Source organism: Paenibacillus septentrionalis (genome assembly GCF_042659865.1).
Lineage (GTDB): Bacteria > Bacillota > Bacilli > Paenibacillales > Paenibacillaceae > Pristimantibacillus > Pristimantibacillus septentrionalis.
In genome coordinates this window covers 116,396-139,647 of sequence record NZ_JBHSTE010000002.1, presented here as the reverse complement: position 1 = coordinate 139,647, position 23,252 = coordinate 116,396, and the positions used below count along the sequence as shown (strand labels likewise).

28 protein-coding genes are annotated in these 23,252 nt (G+C 44.1%); 21 read left to right on the top strand and 7 right to left on the bottom strand.

The window, feature by feature from the left end; genetic code table 11:
• Positions 1-274: 274 nt before the first annotated feature.
• The gene (locus ACFP56_RS05560) at positions 275-835 is read right to left on the bottom strand and encodes a sugar O-acetyltransferase (protein ID WP_379232071.1); all 561 of its coding nucleotides are present in this window, start codon (positions 833-835) and stop codon (positions 275-277) included.
• Positions 836-1,026: 191 nt separating this feature from the next.
• Between ACFP56_RS05560 and ACFP56_RS05555 the strand changes: the two genes are divergently transcribed.
• From ACFP56_RS05555 to ACFP56_RS05540, 4 genes are all read left to right on the top strand, one after another.
• Complete coding sequence (locus ACFP56_RS05555) at positions 1,027-1,749, top strand: CD3324 family protein (protein WP_379232069.1); 723 nt, start codon at positions 1,027-1,029, stop codon at positions 1,747-1,749.
• Between the two features lie 112 nt (positions 1,750-1,861).
• On the top strand, positions 1,862-2,314 hold the full coding sequence (locus ACFP56_RS05550; protein WP_379232066.1) for a ParB/RepB/Spo0J family partition protein: 453 nt from the start codon (positions 1,862-1,864) through the stop codon (positions 2,312-2,314).
• Between the two features lie 10 nt (positions 2,315-2,324).
• Positions 2,325-2,846 carry an AAA family ATPase gene (locus ACFP56_RS05545; protein ID WP_379232064.1) on the top strand — a complete coding sequence of 174 codons (522 nt, stop codon included), beginning with the start codon at positions 2,325-2,327 and terminating at the stop codon, positions 2,844-2,846.
• A 263-nt stretch (positions 2,847-3,109) separates the two neighbouring features.
• Positions 3,110-4,021 (top strand): tyrosine-type recombinase/integrase, encoded by a 912-nt coding sequence (locus tag ACFP56_RS05540; RefSeq protein WP_379232062.1) that lies wholly within the window; start codon positions 3,110-3,112, stop codon positions 4,019-4,021.
• Positions 4,022-4,030: 9 nt separating this feature from the next.
• Here the strand turns inward: ACFP56_RS05540 and ACFP56_RS05535 are convergent, their stop codons facing one another.
• Positions 4,031-4,429 (bottom strand): thiol-disulfide oxidoreductase DCC family protein, encoded by a 399-nt coding sequence (locus tag ACFP56_RS05535; protein ID WP_379232060.1) that lies wholly within the window; start codon positions 4,427-4,429, stop codon positions 4,031-4,033.
• 61 nt (positions 4,430-4,490) lie between these two features.
• Here ACFP56_RS05535 and ACFP56_RS05530 point away from each other — a divergent pair, with 61 nt between their 5' ends.
• Positions 4,491-5,588, top strand: a complete 1,098-nt coding sequence (locus ACFP56_RS05530) for a metallophosphoesterase (protein WP_379232058.1) — start codon at positions 4,491-4,493, stop codon at positions 5,586-5,588.
• A 48-nt stretch (positions 5,589-5,636) separates the two neighbouring features.
• Positions 5,637-5,825 carry a hypothetical protein gene (locus ACFP56_RS05525; RefSeq protein WP_379232056.1) on the top strand — a complete coding sequence of 63 codons (189 nt, stop codon included), beginning with the start codon at positions 5,637-5,639 and terminating at the stop codon, positions 5,823-5,825.
• Between the two features lie 201 nt (positions 5,826-6,026).
• Here ACFP56_RS05525 and ACFP56_RS05520 read toward each other — a convergent pair whose 3' ends face one another.
• From ACFP56_RS05520 to ACFP56_RS05510, 3 genes are read right to left on the bottom strand one after another with little or no spacing between them, the layout of a single operon-like run.
• Positions 6,027-7,058, bottom strand: coding sequence for a cytochrome d ubiquinol oxidase subunit II (locus ACFP56_RS05520; protein WP_379232054.1), 1,032 nt, complete (start codon positions 7,056-7,058; stop codon positions 6,027-6,029).
• 10 nt (positions 7,059-7,068) lie between these two features.
• Positions 7,069-8,406, bottom strand: a complete 1,338-nt coding sequence (locus tag ACFP56_RS05515; protein ID WP_379232051.1) for a cytochrome ubiquinol oxidase subunit I — start codon at positions 8,404-8,406, stop codon at positions 7,069-7,071.
• Between the two features lie 15 nt (positions 8,407-8,421).
• A complete protein-coding gene (locus ACFP56_RS05510) occupies positions 8,422-8,547 on the bottom strand; it encodes a hypothetical protein (RefSeq protein WP_379232049.1) in 126 nt (41 codons plus the stop codon).
• 117 nt (positions 8,548-8,664) lie between these two features.
• Between ACFP56_RS05510 and ACFP56_RS05505 the strand changes: the two genes are divergently transcribed.
• The 3 genes from ACFP56_RS05505 (at position 8,665) to ACFP56_RS05495 (ending at position 10,558) form a co-directional block, all read left to right on the top strand.
• On the top strand, positions 8,665-9,066 hold the full coding sequence (locus ACFP56_RS05505; protein WP_379232047.1) for a fluoride efflux transporter FluC: 402 nt from the start codon (positions 8,665-8,667) through the stop codon (positions 9,064-9,066).
• The gene (gene crcB / locus ACFP56_RS05500) at positions 9,063-9,428 is read left to right on the top strand and encodes a fluoride efflux transporter CrcB (RefSeq protein WP_379232045.1); all 366 of its coding nucleotides are present in this window, start codon (positions 9,063-9,065) and stop codon (positions 9,426-9,428) included. The genes ACFP56_RS05505 and crcB overlap by 4 nt, the downstream gene beginning before the upstream one ends.
• Before the next feature lie 134 nt (positions 9,429-9,562).
• Positions 9,563-10,558 carry a glycoside hydrolase family 43 protein gene (locus ACFP56_RS05495; protein ID WP_379232043.1) on the top strand — a complete coding sequence of 332 codons (996 nt, stop codon included), beginning with the start codon at positions 9,563-9,565 and terminating at the stop codon, positions 10,556-10,558.
• Between the two features lie 84 nt (positions 10,559-10,642).
• On the opposite strand, the gene ACFP56_RS05490 is transcribed toward ACFP56_RS05495, so the two are convergent.
• Complete coding sequence (locus ACFP56_RS05490) at positions 10,643-11,182, bottom strand: NADPH-dependent FMN reductase (RefSeq protein WP_379232040.1); 540 nt, start codon at positions 11,180-11,182, stop codon at positions 10,643-10,645.
• 368 nt (positions 11,183-11,550) lie between these two features.
• Between ACFP56_RS05490 and ACFP56_RS05485 the strand changes: the two genes are divergently transcribed.
• The 9 genes from ACFP56_RS05485 (at position 11,551) to ACFP56_RS05445 (ending at position 20,191) form a co-directional block, all read left to right on the top strand.
• Positions 11,551-11,844, top strand: coding sequence for a hypothetical protein (locus tag ACFP56_RS05485; RefSeq protein ID WP_379232038.1), 294 nt, complete (start codon positions 11,551-11,553; stop codon positions 11,842-11,844).
• A gap of 4 nt (positions 11,845-11,848) precedes the next feature.
• Entirely contained in the window at positions 11,849-12,154 is a 306-nt protein-coding gene (locus ACFP56_RS05480; RefSeq protein ID WP_379232036.1) for a Dabb family protein, read from the top strand.
• A gap of 114 nt (positions 12,155-12,268) precedes the next feature.
• The gene (locus ACFP56_RS05475; RefSeq protein WP_379232034.1) at positions 12,269-13,252 is read left to right on the top strand and encodes a ketoacyl-ACP synthase III; all 984 of its coding nucleotides are present in this window, start codon (positions 12,269-12,271) and stop codon (positions 13,250-13,252) included.
• 334 nt (positions 13,253-13,586) lie between these two features.
• On the top strand, positions 13,587-15,071 hold the full coding sequence (gene abc-f / locus ACFP56_RS05470; RefSeq protein ID WP_379232032.1) for a ribosomal protection-like ABC-F family protein: 1,485 nt from the start codon (positions 13,587-13,589) through the stop codon (positions 15,069-15,071).
• A gap of 292 nt (positions 15,072-15,363) precedes the next feature.
• Entirely contained in the window at positions 15,364-16,971 is a 1,608-nt protein-coding gene (locus tag ACFP56_RS05465) for an ABC transporter substrate-binding protein (RefSeq protein WP_379232030.1), read from the top strand.
• Between the two features lie 3 nt (positions 16,972-16,974).
• Positions 16,975-17,964: an ABC transporter permease gene (locus ACFP56_RS05460; protein WP_379232028.1), complete on the top strand. Its 990-nt coding sequence runs from the start codon at positions 16,975-16,977 to the stop codon at positions 17,962-17,964.
• Positions 17,954-18,781 (top strand): ABC transporter permease, encoded by an 828-nt coding sequence (locus ACFP56_RS05455; protein WP_379232026.1) that lies wholly within the window; start codon positions 17,954-17,956, stop codon positions 18,779-18,781. The genes ACFP56_RS05460 and ACFP56_RS05455 overlap by 11 nt, the downstream gene beginning before the upstream one ends.
• On the top strand, positions 18,781-19,581 hold the full coding sequence (locus ACFP56_RS05450) for an ATP-binding cassette domain-containing protein (protein WP_379232024.1): 801 nt from the start codon (positions 18,781-18,783) through the stop codon (positions 19,579-19,581). The genes ACFP56_RS05455 and ACFP56_RS05450 overlap by 1 nt, the downstream gene beginning before the upstream one ends.
• Positions 19,571-20,191 (top strand): ABC transporter ATP-binding protein, encoded by a 621-nt coding sequence (locus ACFP56_RS05445; RefSeq protein WP_379232022.1) that lies wholly within the window; start codon positions 19,571-19,573, stop codon positions 20,189-20,191. Before ACFP56_RS05450 ends, ACFP56_RS05445 begins: the two co-directional genes overlap by 11 nt.
• Before the next feature lie 83 nt (positions 20,192-20,274).
• Here ACFP56_RS05445 and ACFP56_RS05440 read toward each other — a convergent pair whose 3' ends face one another.
• Positions 20,275-20,601 (bottom strand): YnfA family protein, encoded by a 327-nt coding sequence (locus ACFP56_RS05440; RefSeq protein WP_379232020.1) that lies wholly within the window; start codon positions 20,599-20,601, stop codon positions 20,275-20,277.
• A gap of 240 nt (positions 20,602-20,841) precedes the next feature.
• Here ACFP56_RS05440 and ACFP56_RS05435 point away from each other — a divergent pair, with 240 nt between their 5' ends.
• The 3 genes from ACFP56_RS05435 (at position 20,842) to ACFP56_RS05425 (ending at position 23,179) form a co-directional block, all read left to right on the top strand.
• On the top strand, positions 20,842-21,600 hold the full coding sequence (locus ACFP56_RS05435) for a class I SAM-dependent methyltransferase (RefSeq protein ID WP_379232018.1): 759 nt from the start codon (positions 20,842-20,844) through the stop codon (positions 21,598-21,600).
• Positions 21,601-21,728: 128 nt separating this feature from the next.
• Positions 21,729-22,121 (top strand): RrF2 family transcriptional regulator, encoded by a 393-nt coding sequence (locus ACFP56_RS05430; RefSeq protein WP_379232016.1) that lies wholly within the window; start codon positions 21,729-21,731, stop codon positions 22,119-22,121.
• Between the two features lie 146 nt (positions 22,122-22,267).
• Positions 22,268-23,179: an NAD(P)/FAD-dependent oxidoreductase gene (locus ACFP56_RS05425; protein ID WP_379232014.1), complete on the top strand. Its 912-nt coding sequence runs from the start codon at positions 22,268-22,270 to the stop codon at positions 23,177-23,179.
• The last annotated feature ends 73 nt before the right edge of the window (positions 23,180-23,252 follow it).

Genomic DNA, 23,252 nt, shown 5'->3' with positions numbered 1-23,252 from the left:
GAACTGCTTGATAATCGTTAGCTACGCTAGCCATTATCAAGCAGTTTTTGTTGCGTTACATTGTAATATTGTAATAGTAACGTAGAATCAGAGAAAGTTGCTACGAGATAGATTACTGTAACGATTTGGCCAGTAGCTGACGATCTATCACATAACAATAATTATGTAAACTTGTCAGCTATAAGAGTTTAGGTTATAACTGGTCAGGCTCATCCGCAGCAGCTGAATTTGCTTTCTCCCTCTACAGTGGATGAGGGAGAAAGCATTATGCATCTTAGATTTCTATATGCTTTAGCACTTTGGCAGGATTCCCACCAACAACCGTATTAGCTAGGACGTCTTTCGTTACAACAGCCCCAGAAGCAATTACTGCATTGTCACCGATCGTCACACCAGGATTAATCGTAGCATTACCGCCTATCCACACATTGTTTCCAATCGTTATCGGCTTAGCATATTCCTTTCCCGAATTACGCTCCGTAGGGTGAAGAGGATGTGTTGCAGTATAGATTTGTACACTTGGACCAAGCATGCAGTTATCTCCGAATCTAACCTCGCAAACATCGAGAATGGTGCAGTCAAAGTTCGCGTAGAAGTTTTCGCCAACATATGTATTATAGCCGTAATCGAAACGAATGTTAGGCTCCATGTAAATGTGATTGCCTGTTGAGCCAAGCAATTGCTTCAAAAGGGAGATACGTTGCTCAAAGTTATCGTCAGCGGTTTCATTGTATACTCTGACAAGCTTGCGTGTCCGCAAACGATCAGCCATTAGCTCAGGATCAGCGGCATTGTACATTTCTCCTGCTTGCATTTTTTGTTTTTCTGTTTTCATCGTTATACCTGCTTTCTAGTTTTATATACGTATACGTCAACGATACCTGTTTTTGGATTATGGTTCAAGCATAGATGTCGAATTTTCAAGGTACAGTTCGCAATTATTGACGATTTATAAAATAATGTTAAATAATGGACAAGCAGAGTGTTTGACGCTATATTGGTAACAAAAGGCGGGCGGTGATGAGGATGAAGTATGAAAATGCTGGAGATGTACTGCCAGCGCATTTATTAGAAGAGATTAAAAAGTATGCTGCTGGCAAACTACTGTATGTTCCTCTTGAAAAGGAAAGAAAGGCTTGGGGCGAGCTTTCAGGTTATCGACATATGCTAGTTAAGCGCAACCAATTAATCGTCAATATGTTTCTTCATGGTGTTGAGGTTGAACAGTTATCTGCGAAGTTCCATCTCTCCGAGGAAACGATCAAAAAAATCGTATATTCCAGGAAAAACAAATTCCAATTGACTTATTCCCCTACTTTGAAATCTGCTAGCGAATACTCAGAGGCAGGGCTACTCGAGGAATGGATTCATACCTATTTATTATTTCATAGACGCAACGAGATCTTCTCGGATGGATTAAGGCTTTGTTATAGATATTATATAGGTCCAATTATGATGCCGCTTTCATTGTTTCAGCGATCCAGTGGCCCAGAGTATGATATGAAATGGAAAGTTCATCCTGAAGTGTTCGAACATAGAGTTTCCGAGTGGCTAAACAAGATTGTACAGACGGAGGATACACCACCTCTACTGATCAATTATGAACATAATAAATTTGAAATCAATAGTGATAATCCATTGTATGAAGCATTGGTACGTTCTCGTGTGGCAGAGTATCCTGTCATCATATGGATCACAGCTAAGGAATGTCATGATGCATTTCTCAATACTTACGGCATGTATGTATAGGTAGGTGTATGTCGAAAACAATTTAACTTAAAGGTGTCATAGTTTTCTCTGTACTCAAGCTTTATTATCAAGCTATAGAGCGATTGAAGCAAATATGGAAGGAGGTGACCTCATGATCTATGGCAGTACGAAGTGCGCCATGGAATATGCGCAGCGAGGTGAGATAGAAAAATGGATTCAACTATTCCTCAGAAATGACGGTAAAAATATTGCCCTAGCAGATGGATTATTGCTTGAGAAGCGATACTATTTTGGTCCAATTACTACGGATATAACGCCGTTTGGCATTGAGGAAGGAGCTCCTTCCTATCTAACTAAGGCGAACGATATCGCGTGGTTTTTTCATGTTGTTGACAACATGAAAGCATCGTATGCGGATTGGGACGTGCCACCTCTAATCGTATCGTATGCGAATGGCAAATATGAAATTAATGACGGGCGTCATCGACATGAAGCATATCGTCAAATGAATATGAAACATGTGCCGGTCGTCTTTTGGAGCAGCAGCGAAGAAGACTTTAATGCTCTAGTAACAATACTAAACCATCCATGGAATGAAAAATAGGAGATACGTAATGAATAAACTGCCGTTATTTATCGTTACAGGAGCAAGTGGTGTAGGTAAAACGACTGTCATGCATGAGTTGCGGAAGCTACTGCCAGACTTTGTCGTTTTCAGCACCGACAATGATAATTTTGGTACAACTAGTTCCAAGCTCGAGTACCAAGATCGATACAATCTCTTGCTGCATTTTGCACATGCTGTTGCTTTGTCCGGCAGAGGGACAATTATATGCGGCACATGTATGCCGTGGGATGCAGAGAAATGTGATATGTATCAAGCATTTCGCGAGGTCTGTTTTATTAACCTGCATTGTGATGATGCAACACGTAATCATCGGCTGCGCAATCGCGAAGATAAAGCGACGTGGACGGACGATATGTTAAAACAGCATGAGCAGTTTGCCCAGTGGCTGCTGGACAATGCAGATTCCGCATATGACCCGCCAATGCCTACTATTGAGACAACTACCAATCCACCCTCTGCTGTAGCAGAGCAAATCAAAGCGTATATCATGACGAAATGGATAAGCTGATATTGCAGCACTCGGTCCGTCTAGTTGTCGAGAATTAGTCAGCCCCCTAATGGTTTAGCTTAACGCTAACAAACAGGGGGCTTTTGCGTTGCAGCTGCGACAGAACATCCAATATCTGTTTAGTATAATGACGATAAACTTGTTATAATTAAGTGCACAAAATCTATGTTTTGCGCACTTTTTGTTTTAAGCGATTTTTAGTGGCGCAATCAACAGCTAATCTTGATAACATGTGTAGCTTTACACGATAGGAGATGCGTAACATGCTGCATGAACAGTATGAAGAGTCGATTCAAGCATTTCAGCTGTGGATGAAGCAGGCCGGGTATGCTGAGACAACGAAAAAGGAGTACATCAGAGAGATTCAACATTTTTTGAAGTACATAGACGGAACATCGTTAAGCGCGGTTAAGAAGCTGACCATTGTGAGCTATCTTGTGCAGGAGAAGGAGCGGTTGTCAGATCAGGCTCGCAATCGAAGCTTGGCCGCGCTGCGCAGCTTTTTCAAGGCACTAATTGATTTTGAGCTGCTTACAAGCAATCCAGCCCAGGAGGTGAAAAAGTCCAAAACTGAACGAAATCGCAAGCCTATTTATTTGGAGCAGGAACAGCTCGCTAAAACTGTGAGCTATATGCACGGCAAGTATAAGGATCGAAATATTGCACTGCTGCTTCTAATGGCGTATTCTGGGTTAAGAGTAGGGGAAGTTCATCGCTTGAACTGTTCACACTATGATGAGGCGAAGGGAACAATTACCGTTCTGGGAAAGGGCAGGAAATGGAATGAGATTCCACTGGCTCCTGAGGTTAATCAATATATGAGGTCAGTTCTTGCACAGCGGATCAAGCCCTACAAGCCGAAAGACGAAGCATTTTTCATTTCGCAAAAGGGAAGAAGGCTGTCTATTCGTCAAATTCAAAAAATAATCGCTGAAATGTTTAACGAGATGAAAGCAGAACAGGCGGAGCTGCAAGGACTTAAGCTGTCCTGCCACAAGCTGCGACATTCATTTGCAACCTTAATGTTAAGAAACCAAGTAGACATTCGTATCGTAAAAGAACTAATGGGCCATAGCTCTATCGATACTACAATGATCTATACGCATATTCATGATGATGAGAAGAAGCACGCGGTTGAGTTGATCGCTGTGCCGTCGCTTTTGGACAAAATATAAACATAGACTCTAATCTAAATATCTAGCTCTGATCTCAGGTGTTGGAATGAGGCATGCATGCTGCTTGCCGAACCATTGATAGCGATGCTTAGCAAAATAGCGATAGGCTGCATTGCGAATCGAGACAGGAATCACGAGCAGCAGTTGCATGAATGGCCAAGCGCGATGCAAATGCTTGGTTACACGCAAAGCGGCCTCAGAGTATACATACGCTTTATTCTGATCGATAAAAACCAGGGAGTCGACATCATCAGGAATTTTATAGTGCGCTCGTAATTGCATGCCAAGCTCACCTTGTTGTGAAGCGAATTTGATGTTGGCACGCGGATCACGTACAATAATCCATTGTACCGTACGGTTGCAAAATGAGCATTCTCCATCATACAGCAGGATCGTTTGTGGTTTCATGATGTGCTCAGCTCCTTAATGCTTTTATTCTAACTATACTGGAAAGGATGACGACCTACAAGTGATTATTGCTGTTCTGATTACCCTATTGTTATATGGAGGATTAGTGTTTTATGTTGGCTGGAGTGGGTATCGTGGTATTGGACTGAAAGGGAATCGCATATTCCTCGTCGCTTATTCTGTTATTTTGCTCTTTCTATCTACAGCCTTTATTTTAGGCAGACTAGGCGGTGGTTCGGCAATCCTTTCGATTATCGGCAACTACTGGCTTGCTATTTTTAGTTTGTCGCTTATGATACTGCCTGTCATTCATGTGTTGATGCTGCTGCTCAGGCTGACGTCGCTGCATCGTCAAAAGGTGAGAGTGGTTGCCACAATAGTCGGTTCTGTTGTTTTGTTGTCCGCACTTGCATACGGCAGCTATATGGCATATACCCCAAAGGTCACGACATATGAAATTGACATTGACAAGCCTTACAAGCAGAATTTGAATGTCGTGATGTTTTCTGATACACACTTTGGATATTTATCAGGTGCGAAGCATGCTGAGCGCTTGGTGCAAGAGGTTAATGCGTTAGAGCCTGATATTATTTTAATCCCTGGTGATATCATTGACGACGATCTGGAAATCGTTGAAAAGAAGGAGATTTTCAGTATACTGGCAGGGTTGGAAGCGAAGCTTGGGGTATATGGCTCACTAGGCAATCATGATCGTTATCGTGGAGATTTGGCCACTTTGATAGATGCTATTGAGAAGTCAAACATTAAGATTTTACATGATGAAGTGCTAATCGTTGATGATGCGATTGCCGTTATTGGACGTAAGGACTATTCAGAAGGTCCGCGAGCAGCCACTTCGGAGCTGACTGCACAACTCGATAAGCAGATGCCGATTTTTCTAATGGATCATCAGCCGTATGAATTTGCAGAAGCAGAAGCAGCAGGTGTTGACTTGGTGGTGTCTGGACATACCCATAAAGGTCAGATCGCACCAGGTCATCTCATTACTCAACGATTATTCGAAAATGACTATGGCTATATGTCAAAAGGACAGCTTCACTCGATCGTTTCGTCAGGATTTGGCTTTTGGGGCCCGCCTATTCGAATTGGCAGCCAATCAGAGATTGTGCAAATTTTGATCAATTTTGAACAACGATAACCTATTAATTATTAATGTCATTAACTATTAGCAGAAAGGTGATTAGACATGCATTGCAAATCATGTCATGCTCCCATAGCAGCTGCGGCAACTCATTGCGCAACCTGTGGGATTGCGAATCCTATGAAAATGGCAGACAGCAAAAAGCGCATGCTGCTCATTGCTGCCATTGCAGCAGTTATGCTTATTGTGATCATTCCGATGGTGGCATTGCTGTTATGGATGCAGACACAATAATTCAAATTTCAATAGCCAGCGATGTATGCAGGCTGCTGCGGAAAAACCGTCAGCATGCCTAAACATCGCTGGCTATATTAATAAGCAGAACGTTTTTATTGTTTATCCGGCTTTTCATTTGTGTTGCCAATCGATCCCCAAAAAATTAGAGTGACGATTGCAGCAGCCAGTATAAAAGGTGGGCAAACAAGCACCAAAAATTCATCGAGGTTCATAGCCGTGTTTTCCTTTCACATAATCGTTGTTAAATAAAAATAGTTTTAGCAATAGATATAAGGAGGGAACTAGCAATGCAAGACCTAACAGGAACACGATAATTAAGGCGATCGCCATATTCGGATTGGTGAAGTTCGTGTAAATCGTGACATATGGATAAATGATGTACGGCAAGTGTCCTGCTCCGTAGCCGTAAAATGCAAATGCAAACTGAAGCATAACAAACACAAATGACCAGCCAAGATGCTTGCTTGTATAGAGCAGCGTAATTGCGACAAGAAAGCAGAGGATGGATAGCGCAAACATCCACCATAGCTCAAGCATTCGATTGAAATGCTCCCGATTGTGGCTATAGATCGAGAAAAAAACAAACAGGCTGGCTAGCAGTGTTGGCAAACTCCAGATTAGCGCATAATTTCGCACAACACGATAGGCATTCTTATCAGAAGCTTTAAACGCATAGTAGCTGAGAAACATAGCCGAGATATACAGTACACTTACGAGCGCCAGCACAACTACGCTCCATGAATACGGGCTTGTAAACAGCTCCTTCGCAAGAAAAACGACCTTGCCATCATCTCTGACCGTAATATAGCCACCTTCGGAAATTGTTAAAACCGTTGATAGAGCAGCAGGAATTAGCAGGCCTGTTGCACCATAAAGCAAGTTGTAGATCCGATTTTCGGCTTTCCCATAAAAGCTGAAGGCATAGTATGAGCCCCGTATCGCAAGCAGTACAATAGCAATGCTTCCAGGAATAAGCAGAGCAGTTCCCAGATAATAGCCGATATCAGGGAAAAAGCCAATAATCCCAACAAAGAAGAACACCAGAAACACATTCGTTACTTCCCAAACAGGCGATAGGTAGCGCTCAATCATATCATGAATAATATGTCTTGTTCCGCTTATCGTGCTGTAATACATGAAGAAACCAGCGCCAAAATCAATCGAGGCTACGATCAAATACCCAAACAGAAAGGTCCACAACACTGTAATGCCAAGCAGTTCATAACTCATAGCTTCACCTCTATTTCTTATATAACGCCAGTTCGTCTGCCACTTTATTGTTCTTGAACATTTTCGTCAATACACGGACAGCTGAAATGCCAAGCACGAGATAGAGCAGGAAGAACAGCAAAAGCATCAGATCAACGTGGTCAGACTTAGTTGCGCCTTCTGATGTGGTCATAATGCCTCGCAGGATCCATGGCTGACGCCCGACCTCCGAAAAGATCCATCCGTGCTCAATGGTTAGCATAGCAATCGGTGCAGCGACTACAACGAGCGCCAGCAGCCATTTGCGATAAATATTGCCTTTCTTACGGACAAGCTCTACCATAAATATAAGCGTAATCAGCACAATCATGGCGGTTAACCCCATCTTCATATCGAAAATGTAATGAACCCATAATGGTGCCCAATGCTCCTTGGGAAATTGATCTAGACCGACAACCTCTGCAGTTGGATCACTGAAAGCCAATAAGCTTAGCCCATAAGGTATAACCAGTCCATATTTGACAGTGTAGTCCTCTTGAAGTATCCCGCCCAAAATTAATGGTGCATGCGACTGCGTTTCAAAATGCCACTCTGTAGCTGCCAGCTTTTCTGGCTGATATAACGCCAAATACTTTCCTGACAAATCACCAATGACAGCGGTAGAAAGCATAAACACAAAGGCGCACACCATAGTAAATTTCAACGCTTTGCGATGGTATTCTTCACGTTGACCTCGTGCGTAAGCGAAAGCACCGATCGCAGCGAGCACTAAACCGCATGTTAAATAAGCTGTAGACAACACATGAGAAATTTTGGTTGGCATCGCTGGACTCAGCATCGCCTCGATAGGGTTAACATCGGTAATCATGCCGTTTTCGTATGTAAAGCCAACTGGATAGTTCATAAAGGCATTGACGATTGTTATGAATATAGCGGAGGCGCCAGATCCGATCACAACAGGAATGAGAAAGATCAGATGAATCCTCGGATTTTTGAACCGATCCCATGTATATAGATAAATCCCTAGGAAGATCGCTTCGAAAAAGAAGGCGAAGGTCTCCATGAACAGCGGAAGGGCGATCGCTTGTCCTGCAACCTGCATAAAGCTTGGCCACAGCAAACTTAGCTGCAAGCCGATGGCCGTACCTGTTACAACACCAACAGCAACCGTTATGACATAGCCGCGAGACCAGCGTCTTGCAAGCAGGATATAATGGAAATCATTTTTCCGAATGCCAATCCATTCTGCAAGTCCAATATATAGAGGGACACCGACCCCAATAGTTGCAAATATGATATGAAAGGCTAAAGTTAATGACGTTAACCATCTACTGAAAATGACGGGATCATAGGTGTAAAGCAAGCTCATCGTATCAACCTCTCTTTAGAACATTTTACGCAACAGCGCAGCCAGCATAATAATTCCTACCGCAAAGCAAGTCGTGATTAACCTTTTTTCCTGACGATCTATTGTGCTGAGGTCTTTTTTCAAAGTCTTTCCTTTTCTCATAGGTAGAATTCTCCTCTTGATTCATTTCACTCTTATGATGCCAACTCGAACCAATCCTATGCAGGGTAGCGGTAAATCTTCTATTCGAGAGCGGCTGTTTTTGATAAGATGAAAGGAGTGAAAGAAATAGAGGTGAAGGCGATGCAGGCCTATCGATGGGTTGCGCTAGGAGGTGCAACCGGTGTGTTCTTGCGAGGCATAATAAGCGAGCTTTATCCACTTGCTAATGATTTTCATATTGTATGGATAAATATTATAGGCAGCTTTTTAATTGCATTGCTTTTTACGATGTTCCCAGCTGGACTGTATGATCGTCTTCGCTGGACGCTTGGATCAGGGATGCTGGGCGGCTTTACCACAATGTCTACCTTTAGCCTCGATCTGTTGAAGCTGATGGAGACCAAGCAATGGCTGCTTGCAGTACAATACTTAACCTTAAGCATTATCGGAGGCTTGTTAGCTGCATGGCTTGGTTATGCGCTTGGCAATCGGTTGAAGAGCAAGGGGGACAGCGCATGATAATTGGAACTGCACTGATGGGTGCAATCGGGGCCTGCTTGCGCTTTTACGTGGGACAGCTTGCAGTGTGGCGTCAGGCTTCCAGATTTCCTTTTAGTACCTTAGTCATTAACGTTCTTGGATCTGCCTTGCTGGGCGCATTATGGGGACTCTACGAGCAACTGCTCATTAATGAATGGGTCTGGCAATGGCTAGGTGTTGGTCTACTTGGCGCGTTTACGACCTTTTCAACATTCAGCTACGAGCTGCTTCAGCTTATTCAGCAAAAACGAATAGGGGCGGCGTCAGCCTATATACTCGCAACTGTTATTTTGGGAGTGGTTGCTGCTGCGGTGTTCAGAGCAGCTGTGTTGTTTCTGTGAAAGCCTGATTCGTTCAGGCTTTTTTTGTATATCCTTTTATGGAAAATGTATTGACAACGCTATCATTTTACGTAATAATGAACGCGTGTACATCTTTACAGTTCCATTTGAAAAATAGAGGGAGAGAACGCGATATGTCAAATCATGCAAAGCCGAACCAGCCTTTAGTTACTCATATTTTCACTGCAGACCCTTCAGCACATGTGTTCAACGGAAAACTATACATCTACCCGTCACATGACCTTGATCATGATGAACCAAGTAACGATAATGGGGATCAGTATAAAATGGAGGATTACCATGTCCTTTCCATGGACGATGTTGATGCGCCTGTCGTCGATCATGGCGAAGCACTGCATGTGCGTGATGTAAAATGGGCAAGCAAGCAAATGTGGGCGCCTGATGCGGCGTTTAAAAATGACACCTACTATTTGTACTTCCCTGCACGCGACCATGAGGATATTTTCAGAATTGGCGTTGCGACAAGCAAAAATCCAGAAGGGCCGTTTGTTCCAGAGGACAACTACATCGAAGGAAGCTTTTCTATTGACCCTGCTGTGTTTGTAGATGAGGACGATCGTGCGTATATGTATTTTGGTGGATTATGGGGCGGACAGTTGGAAAAATGGCAAACAGGCGAATTCGTAGCCGATGCTCCAAATCCGGATGTGAATGGCCCAGCACTTGGTCCTATGGTTGCTGAGCTTACAGACGATATGCTTAACTTCAAAGCTGCACCACAAGAGATCAGCATCGTGGACGAGGATGGCAACCCGCTGCTTGCTGGTGACGAAGAACGCAGATATTTTGAAGGTCCTTGGATGCACAAGTACAACGGCAATTACTACTTGAGCTATTCAACTGGTTCGACACACTACTTGGTATACGCAATGAGCAAATCGCCAACAGGACCTTTCGTATATAAAGGAAAAATTTTGGAGCCTGTTATTGGCTGGACAACACATCATTCAATCGTGGAGTTCAAAGGAAAATGGTACTTGTTCTATCATGACTGCTCCCTTTCTGGCGGCGTAAACCATAAGCGTTGCGTGAAGTTTACGGAATTGAAGTACAACGAGGACGGTACAATTGTAACAATCAAGCCGTACGGCGACCAAGAAAACGAATAACTACCTTCATTAAAAAACGATAAAAGCCTACCTGTAATCTGATAAGCATACGTCAGATCATATAGGTAGGCTTTTTACTAATTGTTATCGAATCGTTTTCAACGCTTTGCTCCAGGCAATCAGCTGATCAAGCATTTGATTGACATTTGTTAAATGCAAATCCTGTGGCTTAAACTCGGTGCCATTCACAAAGTCTGTAAAGAGCGATAGTGCGGGATGGACACGTACATCGGCAACAAGAAGCTCGCCTAAAATGCCTCGCAAATGCTCGGCTGCGCGCGCACCACCGACAGAACCGTAGCTGACGATACCTGCGGCCTTATTGTTCCAGGCTTCACGTGCATAGTCAATTGCATTTTTCAATGCGCCAGAGATGCTATGATTGTACTCCTGAACGATGAATATAAAGCCGTCCAGTGATGCAAGCTTCTCATTCCAGCGTCCTGCCTGCTCTGATGCATCTGCTTCCCCTAATAGCGGGAGGTTGAAGTCTTTGATATCTACAATTTCATAATGTGCGTCGCCACGTTGATCCGCAATGGATTTGATCCATTGACCAACCTGCGGGCTAACACGTCCTTCTCGCGTACTTCCCAAGATGATACCAATTTTAAGATCTGACATTGTTAACTTCCTTCCATTCTAAGTTAGTGCTTGGGTCAGCCAAATTGTACATGTATAGTATGCATGTTGAAGGAATCAACTATGCAGCATTAAAAGTAATTATTGTGATCGGCCTTTGTTTAACATATAATGGTAGTGCATCATGCATAGTCGAGTCATACTGTCTGTAAAAACACTTTCGAAAGTGGGTTTAATCGTTTCACGCAATCACGTCTCACTGAAATTTGAAATTTGAATCATCAATTTTTTTTGCGGTTTGTAAGGGTTACAATCGCTCAAAAAATCTATTAAAATTATATATCATCACCATTTGCAATTCAGAGTCGCGGTGATTGATCGTTAATTTTTTTGGACAAGGAGAATGGGAAGTGCAGGAAGTCGTTCTTGTATTGTGTACGGGGCTTATTGCAATATGCTTATGTGTCACTATCATTTATTGGGTGACTTCTAGTGCAATTGAGTCATCAAAACTAGCAAGAGAAGTACAGGAATTAAAGCAACTGATGCAACAACTGCTCAATGAACAGAAGAATCCGGCCTATGTTTCCGAACCGTTCAGAGAATATTGTCAAGCTTGTGCTTCTAAGCTTTCTCCCGAAGATTTTGAATGTCCAGTCTGCGCGCAACACATAGCCAATCATTCGATTGAAACAAAGGAGTAATGTTATGGATTCCTCTATTATTCATTCTGTTATTTTCACATTAAAGCATGAGAAAAATTCTATTGAAGCCAAACAATTTCTTCAGGATGGACGAGCTTTGCTTTCATCTATACCAACCGTTCGTCATTTTCAAGTATTTGATCAGGTTAGTCCAAAAAATAATTTTCAATATGGATTCTCGATGAAATTTGAATCCCAGTCAGCATACGACGCTTATAATGAGCATCCCGTTCATACTGCTTTTGTAAAGGATCGTTGGGAAGTAGAAGTTGTGGATTTTCTTGAAATCGATTATAAAGAGCGTCAATAACTATAGAATGGCCATCTTGATGGTCATTTTTTTTGCACAAATATAGCATCAAGTATTAGTACTTGGTACTAATCTGTGGTATGATGATAAGGATCGTACTATTGGAGGTGTATAATGATTCAATTTAAAGCCAAAATTACAGCAATCGGATCGTATGTTCCAGAGAAAATAATGACAAATGAAGATTTCGCACAAATTGTCGATACGAATGATGAATGGATTGTTTCACGAACAGGAATTAAGGAAAGACGGATTGCTGCAGATGATGAATATACCAGTGATCTTGGCTATCGCGCAGTATTAGATCTTGTTTCTCGCTACAACAAAACGATCGACGATGTCGACATGATCATCGTATGTACCTTCACCCCAGATGTAGCAACTCCAAGCTCAGCAGCGATTATCCAAGCCAAACTGAATGTGAAGCATACAGGGGCGCTCGATCTGAATGCGGCTTGTGCCGGTTTTACGTACGGCATTCATCTGGCCAATGCACTTATTACGTCAGGCTTGCATCGAAAAATATTGGTAATTGGCTCAGAAACATTGAGCAAAATCACGGATTACGAGGATCGAACGACCTGTATTCTATTTGGTGATGGTGCTGGAGCTGTACTCGTCGAATATGACGAGGTGGAATCAAGCGTACTTGCTCACCATATGGGCACGGAAGGTCAAAAGAGCAAAAATCTCTATTGTACGGGAATATCTAAGCAGCTTTTTGGTGAGGCGATTCATCCTTCAAACAAAATTGTGCAAAACGGCAGAGAGGTGTACCGCTGGGCTGTCACGACTGTTCCTGAAGGAGTTCAGCAGCTGCTTCAAAAGGCAAGCTTGTCTATAGATGACGTGGATTGGTTTATTCCACACAGTGCCAATTTGCGTATGATTGAATCAATCTGTGAGCGAACTGGCCTGCCACTGGATAAAACATTATATAGTCTGGTGCAATACGGCAATACCTCATCAGCAACGATTCCACTAGCGCTGGATGCAGCAGTTAAGGATGGGCGCATTCAGAAGGGGGATCACCTTGTATTATACGGTTTCGGCGGTGGCTTAACGCATGCTGGTTTGCTGATAAGATGGGGAATATAATGAATGGCAATACGAGGCTTCAACCCTTGTAAGAACTAGGGACTTATGCTATAATTCACCTAAATTAATGAATGGAGTTGAAGAGTGAAATGTAGATTTCTTGCTAATTGTAAAACGATGATGAATACATGTCATTTGTCTGTGATGATGAGTAGCTGTATCGTCCGTTTTATTGTTGTGCAAGAAAGTTACGCTCACTTGACTCTATTTAAATATCGTTATCTAGGCTAGGCACCGTTCAGTGCTAATGGCTTTGATTCACTATATTTATTGATGAGCTGCAAGAAGTAACTTTCTTGCGGCTTTTTTATGGTGTAGTAAGGAGGATAACGGTATGTCTATGATACAAGTAACGAATTTAACATTTGCCTATGATGGAAGCTACGACACAATATTTGAAAACGTCAGCTTTCAGCTCGATACGAATTGGCGGCTTGGCTTTACTGGTAGAAATGGTAGAGGGAAAACGACCTTTCTTAAGCTGCTGCTCGGTCAGTATGAGTACAGCGGCAGCATCTCGGCCTCTGTTGATTTTGATTATTTTCCGTACCAGATTAAGGATGACACGCGTCTGACATCCGCCATTATCGAGGAGCTTTGCCCTGAGGCGGAGGAATGGCAGGTGCTGCGAGAGCTGTCATTATTGCAGGTCGATGAAACCGTGCTTGAGCGCAGCTTTAACACGTTATCTAACGGGGAGCAGTGTAAAGTGATGCTCGCCTCGATGTTTCTCAAGGAAAACAACTTTATGCTGATTGATGAGCCTACGAACCATTTGGATGCAGAAGGGCGCGCAAGTGTCAGTCAGTATTTGAAGAGAAAGCGCGGCTATATTCTCGTCTCGCATGATCGCGCATTTCTCGATGATTGTGTTGATCATATATTGTCGATCAATAAAACCAATATCGAGATTCAGAAGGGAAATTTCTCCAGCTGGTGGTCGAACAAGCAGCTTCAGGATCAATATGAACTGGCTGAAAATGAAAAGCTGAAGCACGATATTAAGCGGTTAAACGAGGCTTCCAAGCAAACGAATCATTGGTCGCATGAGGTGGAGAAAACGAAAAATGGTTCGCACAATTCAGGCTCGAAGGTAGATCGAGGTTATGTTAGTCATAAGGCAGCAAAAATGATGAAGCGATCCAAGGTGCTGGAAAAACGGCAGCAGAACGCAATCGAAGAAAAATCAAAGCTGCTCAAAAATGTGGAAGCAAGCGTTCCGATGAAAATGACGCCGCTCGTTTATCATAAGCATCAGCTGGTGGAGTTGAATTGCGTCTCGATTCACTACGGAGAGAAGCAGGTCACTCATGATATTAGCTTCTCGATTGAGCAGGGAGATCGCATCGTCATTACAGGTAAAAATGGTTCCGGCAAATCAAGTCTGCTGAAGCTTATTTACGGTGAGCCTTTATCGTATAGCGGAACACTGCAAATCGCAAGTCAACTGAGGATGTCATATGTCTCGCAGCAAACTGCGCATTTGCAAGGAAACTTAAAGGATTATGCACGAAACGAAGGGTTAGATGAAGCGCTGTTCAAGTCGCTGCTAAGAAAGCTGGATTTTTCAAGAGATCAATTTGAAAAGGATATGAAGCATTTTAGCGGCGGGCAAAAGAAAAAAGTGCTGATTGCAAAAAGCATTTGTGAGCCTGCACATTTATATATATGGGACGAACCGCTAAATTTTATTGATGTGCTGTCACGGATGCAGATCGAGGAGGTATTGCTGGATTACGAGCCAACGTTGTTGTTTGTTGAGCATGATCGTGTATTTTCCGATAAAATCGCTACAAAGCACGTCGAGCTTGATTCGTAAATAGCAGCAAACTCTTTTTTATATTGAAAGAGCACCGACCGATGTGAAGATAGAGAACATCTTCTTGCGGGCTGGTGCTCTTTTTATATTTGTTCATATGCACAACCTTTATGACTGACTAACATAGGATGTCGATCAACCTCTACTAAAATTGTGCACGATAGATAAAACTGGAAGTGGTGGATGAAAGAGAGCGATTATACTGATATACTAATGTCATAGAATCTATCATGAAACCTTATACCAGTGTTTGCTAATTATTCATTTTATCTATCATAGAAGGGAAGAACTTATGCATAAACATCGAAATCTATTCATTCTCATTTTATGTCTAGCAATAATGACGGGATGCTCGGCACTCGGCAATGAACACACGAGCTCTCGGATTCCACAGCCACAACCAGCTGACTTAAGACTGGCAATCGGAGGCGAGCCAGAGGATGGTTTCGATCCTACGACAGGATGGGGGCGATATGGTTCTCCGCTGTTTCAAAGTACGCTTTTTAAACGCAATCAGAACGCAGAGATTATAGCAGATGCAGCAACTCGGTACGAGATTAGCCAGGACGGCTTAACATGGACGGTAACCCTGCGTGAGGATATCGTATTTAGCGATGGTGAACCGCTTAAGTCGGGGGATGTTGTCTTTACCTTTCAAACGGCGCAGCAAAAAGCTTCTGTTGTCGATCTATCGAACATCTATAGCTTGCAGGAGCTGGATCAATACCGTGTAGAATTCAAGCTTAAAAAACCCCAATCGACGTTTATCGATCTGCTAACGACGATGGGGATTGTGCCAAAGCATGCTTATTCAGACAGCTATGCGCAGCAGCCTATTGGATCTGGTCCCTATAAGCTGGTGCAATGGGATAAAGGACAGCAGCTTATTGTTGAGCAAAATGAGCTTTACTACGGACGGCAGCCAGCCTTTCCACGAATAGTATTTCTCTTTCTTGACGAGGATGCAGCGTTAGCTGCGGCTAAAGCAGGCAATGTTCATATGGCTGCCGTGCCATCGACCTTCAGCAACCAAGCCATTAAAGGAATGCGCCTTGAAGCTGTCGAGTCGGTAGATAATCGCGGCATTATGTTTCCTTCTGTAAGCAGCGGCATGAGTACGCCAGAAGGATATCCAATTGGCAATGATGTGACGAGCGATGCCGCGATTCGCAAGGCAATAAATGTAGCGATTGATCGCAATATGCTCGTTGAGGGCATATTGGAGGGACATGGAACGCCTGCATATTCGATTAGCGATAAGCTGCCATGGTGGAATGAAGCGGCTGCTGTTATTGAAGATGGCGATGTAGGTACAGCAAGTCGAATACTTGCAGAAGGTGGATGGAATGACAGTGACGGTGATGGAATTCTCGAGAAGAATGGAACGAAAGCGCAATTTTCAATGATCTATCCGGCAGGAGATAGCATTAGACAGGCGTTAGCGATCGCGTCAGCCGATATGATCAAGCCATTAGGCATTTCTATTACAGTGGAAGGGAAGAGCTGGGATGAGATCGAAAAGCTGATGTATTCGAATGCTGTATTATTCGGCTGGGGTAGTCTTGATCCACTAGAAATGTACAACGTATACAGCAGCTCTTATGCAGGAGTAGGCTATTACAATCCCGGTCACTATGCCAATGAAACAGTAGACCGCTATATGAATGCTGCGCTTGAAGCAACAGACCTTGATCAAGCAATGGAGCTATGGAAAAAAGCACAGTGGGATGGCACAACTGGATTAAGCAACATGGGAGATGCTCCTTGGGCATGGCTGGTCAATATCGATCATCTATACTTCGTAGCAGATCAGCTTGATATTGGAGAGCAGCCGATTCATCCGCATGGTCATGGCTGGCCGGTTACAAGCAATATCGAGCAATGGAAATGGACGGATTAATGCATGCATATGATCCAGCTATTGATACGACAGTTCATAAAGCTTGTCATGCTCCTGATCTGCGTAAGCGGCATGACCTTTTTTCTAATGAGTCAGTCGCCGATTGACCCGATTCAAGCCTATATCGGTGCAGATATGCTGCGTGTCGGCGAAGAGCAAAGGCTTGCTATCGCACAATATTGGGGTCTTCATGATCCGCCTTTTCAGCGCTATGTATATTGGGCCAGTTCTATCCTTCAAGGCGAAATGGGCACATCTATGATCTACCGCGAGCCTGTTCGTGCTGTTATCAAAGAGAAATTTATGAGCTCAGTCTCATTGCTTTTGTTCGCATGGTTATTGTCAGGACTGCTTGGTTTTGCTGCCGGAGTTGCGGCTGCGATGAAACGAGGCACATGGCTGGATCGCATCATTCAATGGTATTGCTATGCCTTGTCCTCTACGCCAACGTTTTGGATAGCGCTGCTTATTTTGCTGCTGTTTACGGTTTGGCTGCCTATTTTTCCTGTTGGACTAGGCGTACCAGCAGGCGTAACGGCGAATGAAGTGACCTGGCTCGATAAAGCCTATCATATGGTGCTGCCTGCGATAACCTTAAGCTTAACGGGTATATCCAGCATTGCACTGCATACCCGCGAAAAGCTGGTCGAGGTGCTGTCAAGTGAATACGTATTATTTGCGAAGGCAAGAGGTGAGCGTGGTTTTCAGCTCGTGTGGCGACATGGCTTGCGTAATATATTGATGCCTGCCGTTACGCTGCAATTTGCCTCATTTAGTGAATTGTTTGGCGGAGCTGTGCTGATCGAGCAAGTATTCTCTTATCCTGGTCTTGGTCAAGCTACTGTAGAAGCAAGCACCAGAGGAGATATCCCACTGTTAATGGGTATCGTTCTGTTCAGCACGATGTTTGTATTTATAGGTAATTCAATGGCTGAATGGATATATCGCTTGATCGATCCGCGCATTAAGGAGGGATTCAAGCATGAGACGTAGCACATTGACTCGAATGATCGTTGCACTGATAATTTTGCTGCTTCCGCTACTGCTTGCAGCTGTATTGCCAGGTCATGGTTTGCTGTCACAGCTTGAGGCACGCAACCTCGCTCCATCATGGTCGCATTGGTTTGGAACGGATTGGCTCGGTAGAGATATGTTCACACGCACAATGAACGGACTTGCGCTCAGCATTGGGGTAGGCATGAGTGCCGCGCTAGCAAGCTCACTGATCGCGGCTTTTCTTGGATTAATGGCTGCAACGCTAGGGAAAACGGCAGATCGTATTATTACATGGCTTATCGATTGCTTTCTAAGTATTCCGCATCTCGTACTGCTGCTGCTGATTGCATTTGCAATGGGAGGAGGGCTGAAGGGGGTTATTGTTGCGGTCGCTCTAACGCATTGGCCTAGCCTTGCCCGCCTGATGCGCGCTGAAATATTGGCATTAAAGTCATCGGAATACGTTCTAATATCAAAGCAGCTTGGAAAAACACCGTGGTGGATCGCCACCCGCCACATGCTACCACATTTGCTGCCGCAATTCATAGTTGGATCGCTGCTAATGTTTCCACATGCCATCTTGCATGAAGCTGCGATTACCTTTTTAGGGATGGGCTTATCTCCCCATCAACCAGCCATCGGCATCATTCTGTCAGAATCAATGAAATACATCTCGGCTGGGATGTGGTGGCTGGCATTGTTTCCTGGATTCTGCTTATTTCTCGTTGTAAGAGCATTCGATATGCTAGCTAGAAGTATGTATCGATTCATTGATCCAGCGCGCGCACTACTAGAGAAAGGAGGAGGACATTAATGGCACTGCTTGACGTTCACCATCTGTCCATTTCATTTACGATCCATGATCATAAGCTGAGGGAGCAAGTACTGAATGTAATTGACGATCTGTCGCTCTCAATCGAGTCTGGAGAAATCGTTGCTGTTGTAGGAGCAAGCGGCTCCGGAAAAAGTCTGCTAGCCCATGCGATCTTGGGTCTGCTGCCTTCAAATGCGAAGGTGAACGGGGAGCTGTTGTTCGAGGGCGAACCGCTTTCCTCAGAACGACTTCATGAACTAAGAGGGACTGAGCTTGCGCTTATCCCGCAATCCGTACAGTATCTTAACCCGCTCATGCGCGTAGGCAAGCAGGTAGAACAGGCTGTACGTATTGGTGATCCCAAAAAGGTGAGACGTCATATTTTTCAACGCTTTAAGCTCGCAGAGGAAACAGCTGAGCTGTATCCTTATCAGCTATCGGGCGGGATGGCAAGGCGTGTACTCGTATCAATTGCAGCAGGAAGCGGAGCGAAGCTACTAATTGCCGATGAGCCGACTCCAGGGCTGGATGAGGGGGTTATTCAGCAGACACTGCACTATTTTCAAGAGTTGGTCGAAGCAGGGAGCTCCATCATGCTCATCACACACGATCTTGCTCAAGCGGCTGCCGTTGCAGATCGTGTAGCCGTGCTGCTTGATGGCAAGCTGGTCGAGGTTGCACCAGCATCAAGCTTTAGTGGAGAGGGCAATCTGCTTGAGCATCCGTATGCACGTGCGCTGTGGCAGGCTTTGCCGCAGCATCAATTTATCGAAGGGAAGAGGTCGCAGCATGAAGCTTGAAGCAAGAGGACTTGGCAAGTGCATTAACAAGAACAACTGGCTGTTTCAGCATGTGGACCTTACGCTTCACAGCGGTAAAATTATCGGCCTGCAAGGACCGAGCGGCTGCGGCAAATCTTCCCTATGCCGACTTATTGCGGGAATGGAAGCTCCCACGCAAGGCAGCGTATTATTGGATGGGCGTCCACTGCAAAAGCGAGGCTATCAGCCGATCCAGTTCGTATTTCAACATCCAGAACGGGCCGTTAATCCGCGTTGGAGAGTTAGGAGCATCGTGAGTGAAGGGTGGATGCCAGATGATGAGCTGCTAGAGTCATTGCATATTGATCGAAGCTGGCTCGATCGCTGGCCTTCGGAGCTGTCGGGCGGACAGCTACAGCGCATATGCATCGCTCGTGCATTATGTCCGCAGACGAAGTTTCTAATTGCTGATGAGATGACGACGATGCTGGATGCTATTACGCAAGCGAGTATATGGAAGACGGTGCTGGACATTGCATCTGAGCGGCATATGGGGCTGCTTGTCGTCAGTCATGACCGACACTTGCTCAATCGCATCTGCAATCAAGTCATTGATTTTCATTCAATAAGTCACACATCGGTTTCTTGATTTTCTAGGCCTAGCCATAAGTATATATTGGATGCAGTCTATTCATCTTACAGCGAATGATGAAGACGACTGCGAAAGTCATTCTATCCTCTTGGCGCCCATAGTATAATCGCCACACCAAGCACACAGACAGCAGCACCAATCCAATCATAGAGATCAGGTGTCTTTTTGTCGACTAGCCAGCCCCACAGCACCGCAAGAACGATAAACACGCCACCGTAAGCTGCGTATACTCGTCCAAAATTCGGAAAGCTCTGAAAGGTAGGCAATATGCCATAAATGACAAGCAATGCGCCACCGATTCCGCCATACCAAAAAGGTTTAGACTCTCTCAACCATAGCCATATTAAATAACCGCCGCCAATTTCCGCAAGACCAGCGGCAAGAAAGATTAGAATCGAAACAAACATGCGCTCCTCCTTTAATACATGAGATAAGATATATGCTATGCACATTATAGCATTCGATTCTAGTAAATCGATATGTAGATTGACGTTTGCTGCTTCTAAAGCTAAAAGAGAATAGTAGCTTCGCTCCAAACCCATATATTATAGGAAAAACCTATAGTTATAATAGCATTTATATATTTAACAAATAAAATATACTATGTAATACTATATTCAAAGCTGGAAGATAAAGGAGTTGAACATATGGGGGCATGGAACGGTGAGCTTTATGATAATAAGCTAGGCTTTGTTTCACAGTATGGACAGGATGTAGTGGAGCTGTTGAACGTGGAGCATGGAGAACGAATTCTTGATCTTGGTTGCGGAACAGGGGATCTTACCTTCAGCATTAAGCAGCGGGGTGCACATGTAATTGGACTTGATGCATCAAGCGAGATGATCAAGGAGGCGAAAGCAAAATATGCTGACATCGAATTTGTTGTAAAGGATGCGAAGGATTTTTCATTCGAAGTACCGTTTAATGCAATTTTCTCCAACGCTGCGTTGCATTGGATTAAGCCTGCAGAAGCGGTGATTGAGTCTGTTTGGCATAATCTCAAGCCGCAAGGAAGATTCATAGCAGAGCTCGGCGGAAAAGGCAATGTCCAACTTGTTATTGATGCAATTGGAGAAGTGCTGACGGAGCTGCATGGCATAGATGCCAATCAGCTTAATCCATGGTATTTTCCAAGCATTGCAGAGTACAGCACATTGCTGGAAAGCCAAGGGTTTCGAGTTGTTTATGCTTCTCATTTTGATCGTCCCACTATAATGCCGGATGAAGAAAAAGGTTTAACTCACTGGCTGAAAGGCTTTGCATGGCCATTTTTTCAATCAATGACAAGCGAAGTTAGAGAACATGCCTATTGCAAAATCATCGACAAGCTTAAACCATCACTCTATATGGACGGTGCGTGGCATATCGATTACAAGCGTTTAAGGATTGCAGCAATCAAGGGGTAAAGGAGCCGGTTCGTATTAAAAGAAACGAACAATAAACGTGAACAAATAACATGGAAGCTTGACTGGATGCAACATTGCAGGATATTATAGATACATTAAGTCTGTAATTGAAGGGATGCCGAAGGATCATGAAATACTCAAAAGCAACCAGCTACGCCCTGCATACGATGCTCTACTTAATGGCTGTTGCGCCAGACAAACCTGTTGGTGTTCAATATTTAGCGGATCGGCAAGGGGTATCTCCTACATATCTCTCCAAGATTCTTACCAAGCTGGTGAAAGCGGGTTTGATTGAATCGGCTACTGGCGCTGGCGGGGGCTACCGTCTCAAAAGAAGCATGGAGGAGATCAGCTTCCTTGATATTATTCACGCTGTAGAGGGTACGACGTCGCTTTTTGAATGCGTCGATCACGCTGACTCACGCTGCCTCATTCATCAGGTCATGATCTCTGTTGAAAAAGAGATGGAGCAGCATTTGCAATCTAAGAAGCTTGCAGAGCTTGTCCCATATGTCCATTGACATTGCTATGTACGGGAGTATTTTCAATGGAGCTGTACTGAGTTTAATCATTTGCGCAGCTACCCTCAGTAAGAGCTCCATTTTTTATCCTTCAATTACAGACATAAACACTCTTTAATATCTTTAATTAACGGGAGGAAATCACGATGTATGATTGTACAATTATTGGTGGCGGGCCAGCAGGCATGAACGCAGCCCTTGTTCTCGGAAGAGCGAAACGAAAGGTATTGCTGATTGATAGTGGAAAGCCAAGGAACAGAGTTGCTCATGCCTCACACGGATATCTGACTCGCGACGGCATACAACCTGCTGAATTCAGAAGAATTGCGATGGAAGAAGTGCTGCGTTACCCTTCTGTCGAGCATCAGGCTGAGGAAGCTGTCACCATCAAGAAAGTTGAGGGTGGTTTTGAAGTTCAGCTTCGTTCTGGCAAAACATTGACTTCGCGAAAGCTAATTCTTGCTACTGGCTTAAAGGAAGTGCTGCCAGATATTGATGGTTTGTCGGATTTCTATGGAAACAGTTTGTTCAATTGTCCGTTTTGCGATGGGTGGGAGCATCGTGATCAACCTCTTATTCTTGTTTCTGACCATTCACACGTATTGCACATTACCAAGCTGCTTTACAATTGGAGTAAGGAACTGTATGTATGTACGAATGGCAAGAGCATATTGGATGAAGATCAGAAAAAGCAGCTTGAAGCAAGAGGCATAGCAGTAATCGAAACCTCTATTGAACGCTTTACTGGTCAGAATGGTCAGATCGAACAGGTCCATTTTGCCGATGGCAGCAGCATTTCATGCCAGGGAGGCCTTATCACTTCCGAGTTGCAGCCAACGATTCACTTTCATCAGGAATTGGGCTATGAAGTAACGGAAAGCGGGGGCATCGTTACGAATGAGATGGGCAAAACAACAATAGACGGCGTCTTTGCAGCTGGTGACTCCGCATACGTCATGCCTTCACAGCTTATATTCGCTGCAGCATCGGGAAGTAAGGCAGCGGCAGGCGTGCTGGCAGAATTGGTTGAAGAGGACTGGCGTTCAACTGAGCACTAGCTGAGCAATAGCAGACAGAGAACAACTAGTGAGATCTTGGCGTGACGCTTGCTGCAGCAGTGATGGGACCAAT

What these genes read in the sequence shown, in the direction of transcription:
- ACFP56_RS05425 (WP_379232014.1), top strand. Translation starts at nt 22,268, where the DNA reads ATGTATGATTGTACAATTATTGGTGGCGGGCCAGCAGGCATGAACGCA.
- ACFP56_RS05460 (WP_379232028.1), top strand. Translation starts at nt 16,975, where the DNA reads ATGCATATGATCCAGCTATTGATACGACAGTTCATAAAGCTTGTCATG.
- crcB (WP_379232045.1), top strand. Translation starts at nt 9,063, where the DNA reads ATGATAATTGGAACTGCACTGATGGGTGCAATCGGGGCCTGCTTGCGC.
- ACFP56_RS05435 (WP_379232018.1), top strand. Translation starts at nt 20,842, where the DNA reads ATGGGGGCATGGAACGGTGAGCTTTATGATAATAAGCTAGGCTTTGTT.
- ACFP56_RS05445 (WP_379232022.1), top strand. Translation starts at nt 19,571, where the DNA reads ATGAAGCTTGAAGCAAGAGGACTTGGCAAGTGCATTAACAAGAACAAC.
- ACFP56_RS05555 (WP_379232069.1), top strand. Translation starts at nt 1,027, where the DNA reads ATGAAGTATGAAAATGCTGGAGATGTACTGCCAGCGCATTTATTAGAA.
- ACFP56_RS05490 (WP_379232040.1), bottom strand. Translation starts at nt 11,182, where the DNA reads ATGTCAGATCTTAAAATTGGTATCATCTTGGGAAGTACGCGAGAAGGA.
- ACFP56_RS05430 (WP_379232016.1), top strand. Translation starts at nt 21,729, where the DNA reads ATGAAATACTCAAAAGCAACCAGCTACGCCCTGCATACGATGCTCTAC.
- ACFP56_RS05550 (WP_379232066.1), top strand. Translation starts at nt 1,862, where the DNA reads ATGATCTATGGCAGTACGAAGTGCGCCATGGAATATGCGCAGCGAGGT.
- ACFP56_RS05525 (WP_379232056.1), top strand. Translation starts at nt 5,637, where the DNA reads ATGCATTGCAAATCATGTCATGCTCCCATAGCAGCTGCGGCAACTCAT.
- ACFP56_RS05560 (WP_379232071.1), bottom strand. Translation starts at nt 835, where the DNA reads ATGAAAACAGAAAAACAAAAAATGCAAGCAGGAGAAATGTACAATGCC.
- ACFP56_RS05535 (WP_379232060.1), bottom strand. Translation starts at nt 4,429, where the DNA reads ATGAAACCACAAACGATCCTGCTGTATGATGGAGAATGCTCATTTTGC.
- ACFP56_RS05480 (WP_379232036.1), top strand. Translation starts at nt 11,849, where the DNA reads ATGGATTCCTCTATTATTCATTCTGTTATTTTCACATTAAAGCATGAG.
- ACFP56_RS05475 (WP_379232034.1), top strand. Translation starts at nt 12,269, where the DNA reads ATGATTCAATTTAAAGCCAAAATTACAGCAATCGGATCGTATGTTCCA.
- ACFP56_RS05465 (WP_379232030.1), top strand. Translation starts at nt 15,364, where the DNA reads ATGCATAAACATCGAAATCTATTCATTCTCATTTTATGTCTAGCAATA.
- ACFP56_RS05495 (WP_379232043.1), top strand. Translation starts at nt 9,563, where the DNA reads ATGTCAAATCATGCAAAGCCGAACCAGCCTTTAGTTACTCATATTTTC.
- ACFP56_RS05520 (WP_379232054.1), bottom strand. Translation starts at nt 7,058, where the DNA reads ATGAGTTATGAACTGCTTGGCATTACAGTGTTGTGGACCTTTCTGTTT.
- abc-f (WP_379232032.1), top strand. Translation starts at nt 13,587, where the DNA reads ATGTCTATGATACAAGTAACGAATTTAACATTTGCCTATGATGGAAGC.
- ACFP56_RS05450 (WP_379232024.1), top strand. Translation starts at nt 18,781, where the DNA reads ATGGCACTGCTTGACGTTCACCATCTGTCCATTTCATTTACGATCCAT.
- ACFP56_RS05455 (WP_379232026.1), top strand. Translation starts at nt 17,954, where the DNA reads ATGAGACGTAGCACATTGACTCGAATGATCGTTGCACTGATAATTTTG.
- ACFP56_RS05515 (WP_379232051.1), bottom strand. Translation starts at nt 8,406, where the DNA reads ATGAGCTTGCTTTACACCTATGATCCCGTCATTTTCAGTAGATGGTTA.
- ACFP56_RS05440 (WP_379232020.1), bottom strand. Translation starts at nt 20,601, where the DNA reads ATGTTTGTTTCGATTCTAATCTTTCTTGCCGCTGGTCTTGCGGAAATT.
- ACFP56_RS05510 (WP_379232049.1), bottom strand. Translation starts at nt 8,547, where the DNA reads ATGAGAAAAGGAAAGACTTTGAAAAAAGACCTCAGCACAATAGATCGT.
- ACFP56_RS05540 (WP_379232062.1), top strand. Translation starts at nt 3,110, where the DNA reads ATGCTGCATGAACAGTATGAAGAGTCGATTCAAGCATTTCAGCTGTGG.
- ACFP56_RS05545 (WP_379232064.1), top strand. Translation starts at nt 2,325, where the DNA reads ATGAATAAACTGCCGTTATTTATCGTTACAGGAGCAAGTGGTGTAGGT.